The sequence below is a fragment of the Paenibacillus sp. 01T422 genome, assembly GCF_056398785.1.
Window position 1 is genome coordinate 1 of record NZ_JBFTQB010000875.1, and the last position, 3,904, is coordinate 3,904.

At 31.4% G+C, this 3,904-nt stretch carries 3 protein-coding genes and 1 pseudogene; 1 reads left to right on the top strand and 3 read right to left on the bottom strand.

Annotation, left to right across the window (positions count from 1 at the left end):
- A pseudogene (locus tag AC1DUA_RS32775) lies at positions 1-223 on the bottom strand (replication initiation factor); the annotation flags it as partial.
- A 548-nt stretch (positions 224-771) separates the two neighbouring features.
- Between AC1DUA_RS32775 and AC1DUA_RS32780 the strand changes: the two are divergent.
- Positions 772-1,521, top strand: coding sequence for a S24 family peptidase (locus tag AC1DUA_RS32780; protein ID WP_477503713.1), 750 nt, complete (start codon positions 772-774; stop codon positions 1,519-1,521).
- Between the two features lie 69 nt (positions 1,522-1,590).
- Here the strand turns inward: AC1DUA_RS32780 and AC1DUA_RS32785 are convergent, their stop codons facing one another.
- Positions 1,591-2,673 carry a GmrSD restriction endonuclease domain-containing protein gene (locus tag AC1DUA_RS32785; protein ID WP_477503714.1) on the bottom strand — a complete coding sequence of 361 codons (1,083 nt, stop codon included), beginning with the start codon at positions 2,671-2,673 and terminating at the stop codon, positions 1,591-1,593.
- Entirely contained in the window at positions 2,673-3,398 is a 726-nt protein-coding gene (locus tag AC1DUA_RS32790) for a hypothetical protein (RefSeq protein ID WP_477503715.1), read from the bottom strand. Before AC1DUA_RS32790 ends, AC1DUA_RS32785 begins: the two co-directional genes overlap by 1 nt.
- Positions 3,399-3,904: the final 506 nt, after the last annotated feature.

The following is a 3,904-nucleotide window of genomic DNA, read 5'->3' on the forward strand; positions in this document are numbered from 1 at the left end:
AAGCAATACTGAAATCATCGCATGTTAAACGGTATGCATAGAATTTTTGACCATTTCTATGAACTTTAAGATTTAGGTCACCTATCTTAATTTCTTGATCAATACCAGTTAATTGACTCAGTTCTTTAAGTTCTTTGAATTTAGTTAAGAACGGATTAAAAGAATCTTGATAATTCTCAATTTCTAAACCAAATTCTAATGTGTCTATACCCTTTAATATCAATGCTTTGAGCCTCCTCACAGTGTAATTAGAACCCAGCATGTTATACGGTTGCTGGGTAGGCGTTACTAACGCCTCAGCCTTGACATGGAGCCTCCACAAGACATGCAGGACAGGCTATGCGGTCAGTCCACGTAGTGGCCTGTCCCGCAAAATCAGCCTTGCATGTCTTGCCCTCCATATCAAGGCCTAGCCGACGATCCGCTACGCTCCTCGACGGTATCGGCTGCGCTTTCCAAGCTACGCCGAGTAGAAATAATTAGATTCAACAGCTTTTTCTCCATTTTAGAATGAATAATCCTCGTTTTTGATAAGGATGCCAGATACTCTTCCATTTTTGTTAATATGTACCCGCTATTATATGAATCGATCTTAAACACCACCTCTCGGAAATGATTAAATGATAATTTAATCATTGACTATTTAATCACTAAAAATATAGTAATTCTTAATGACTAATTTGTCAATTAATATTTGACTGTTTATTCACTTTATATTTCATTGACACATAAATCACTAAAGGATATTATTTTTCAGAAGGGGTGGTATTGGTGGGCTACAGTGAATCACTTTCTAAAATGGTTCAGAAAAGTGGGTTAACACTCAAAGATCTAGCAGAAAAGTGCGGGGAACTCGGACAAAAGATTGATCCATCTTATATTAGTAAATTACAAACAGGGAAACAGCCACCTGCATCTGATGAAATAAATAAATCCATAGCTTTAGCCTGTGATGCCGATCCTGATATACTCCTTTATGAGGCTTATATTGAAAAAGCACCCGAATTTATTAAACAGTTTATTGCAAAGCTTATTCTCCAAGCGAGAAGTAGTGCTAAGATACTACTTACTGAATTAAAAAGTTCTTCCCCTTTAAATTCACACTTTCTAATCGATGAAATGATTGAACAAGCTTCTGACACAGATATTATTAAAATGTTTCTGTCATTTGATAATAACTTTCTTGAAAAACAAGGGGACAGTTTGCTATTAAAAGATCATGAAAAAAACGATGTAAAGTTGATAGTTAACGACCTGTTTGGTTTACAAATGCCAGATAATTCTATGTCTCCAATTATAGATAAAGGTGTTAAAATTCAATTAGATAGTGGAGCAACTATACGTGATGGTGATATTATTCTAGCGTTGCTATCTGATAACACATTTTTAATTCGTAGATATATTCCATATGAAAATAAAATAATTCTAATAGCCGAGAATAGCTCCTTTCCACCACTTACTCTTCAATCTTCAGAAATAAAAATTGGTGGAAGAGTAAAATCAATTACAAAAGAATTTTAACATCTCAGAATGTTTGAACTACCTTTACAAAAGAAAAAACTCGCCATGAACCAAAGGCGAGTTTTTTCTTTATAGTTCTGTATCACTAAATTCGATTGTAAAATATTTTAGTAATGAAGTTATTCGTTTTTTTCTAGAAGATTTAGATTTACTTGCAGATTGCATAGATTTATGATATTCAATAGTATTCTCATTTAAACGTTCATTTCTTAAATCTGTATAAAACTCATGGATTAATTTAATCATAGCTTCTGTTACAGGAATTTTTTTCTTGTACAAAAAATAAGCTAAATACCAGATTGCGTATAAATGACTTACTCCTTTAATTCTATAAGTTTCGTAATCCAAATTAAATAATTTGACTATTTCTTTTATTGCATTAAACTCAACCATTATCAGGTCAGATGTTTCTTGATCAATCTCATCAACAATATCTTTAAAGTATCGATCTATTTGTGCGTCGAATCCTTCAATTATATGTCCAATTTTTATCATAAGATACAATTCTGTTATAAAATTAGCATCTTCAAGTCTGTTCTTATTTAAATTACCTAAAAGATCAAGTAAATATTCATCACTTCTTAATTCTTCAATATTTTTGTACATAATGGTATCGTAAAAATTTGCTTTTCTCAATTCTTGAGGATTTAATCGTTCACCACCTCTATTTAACCGATCAAAAATATTATCCACTACTTTGGAATCTGGATACTCAATGTATTCAACATTAATTACATAACTCCAAAAATCAGAAATATAGTTTTTAATATCTTCATCTGTTTTAGAGATCTCCTTCAATTCTTCAAATGTTTTATTATTCATTAACCGATTTCCATAATCATCATTTCCAAAGGTGTCAGGTAAAGTTATTTCATTGTTGATAAAATCTACAATAGCATTTAGTCTTTGCTTACCATCAATTACATCAAAAGTAGTTCTGCCATTAGAAGTATCAATTTTCTGTTCCAAAAAAATAGGGGGAATTGGGAAATTTTTCATAATAGTATCGATTAAGAATGCTTTTTGACTCATATCCCATACATTTTTGTCTCTTTGATACGGAGGGTCAAAATTGTATTTATTTAATTGAAATTGTTCGTAAAATATGGATATTGGAAAATTCGTGTTTTTTCTACTGTATCTTTTGCTCATTAAATACTCTCCTCCAGCATATCGCTGTTAGTATCTTGTGTAAAATCAAATTCATTATGCCGAATACTAAACCCATTATTCACCTTTGTTTTAAATGAGAAACTAATTGAACCGTGCGGTTTGATTATTTTCACTTTAGCACTTTCATTATTTTCAAAGCCTTCAATATTAAAAGCAATCCCTTTGATCTCTAACAATCGTTCTAACCATATATCATAATTATAATTAATAACAACAATTTCGTCATATTTATCCTGACTTGCCTGAATCTTTTCAATTAATGGCACATTTACTCCGGTTAATTCTTCATCTGTAACTTTCGAGTTATAATATATGATTAAATATCTTAAATATGTGGTAAGTTCTCCATATGCTTTAAGAAATACATTATTATTTGGAGTGTCTAATTTTCCTTGCATATCTAATTTTTCTAAATTATTTAGTCTTGAAAAATTGAATACATTCACGCAAGTTATAATATCTTCAATTAGTTTAATACTTTCCTCTTTTGTCATAGTTGTTCTTGCGCCTAAAGTCCACAAGGCTTGACAATGTTTATAGGATAAGAACCCATTACTATTGCTGCCTGGCCAAGGAACTTCTGCACCTTTTCGAAACAAATTGATTAAGTCAATATCGTCATTTCTTTTTAGCCTATTTATTAGATCTATTGAAAACCCATTACCTAAAATTATGTATAGTCTTTTAATAATAATCTCCTCCAACAATTTCCAACATATCATCCGTTATACATTACCATATAAGATATTAATTTGGAAGATTACGAGATAAACAATTGGTCACTTTTTTGGTCACATACTGTAGTTTTTCAAAGGATATTAAAGGATAACAATGAGTAATAATTATTTGTTATATATTATTAGAAAAGCATAAAGGAAATAAGAGGATATTAAATGAAATACAATAGTTAATCTTGACAGGGTAGGGGTCAGTGGTTCGAGCCCACTACAGGTCATACAATTATTCCGTGGAAAAGCCTGATATCTAGGGCTTTTCTTTTTGTCCTGTTCTCCACCATGTTACGATAGCGCCCTTCGTGATGGAATTTGTATCATACAAATGAAACTAGGAGAGCCATACAAAAAAGCCACTCCATTTTGGGTGAAGTGGACTTAAATTCTTATAAAAAAGAAAAGACTCCACTTATTAGGTGAAGTCTTTCTGGAAAGTACATAGTACTTTCTCATAGGTTGTTTGTAGATTACTGCTC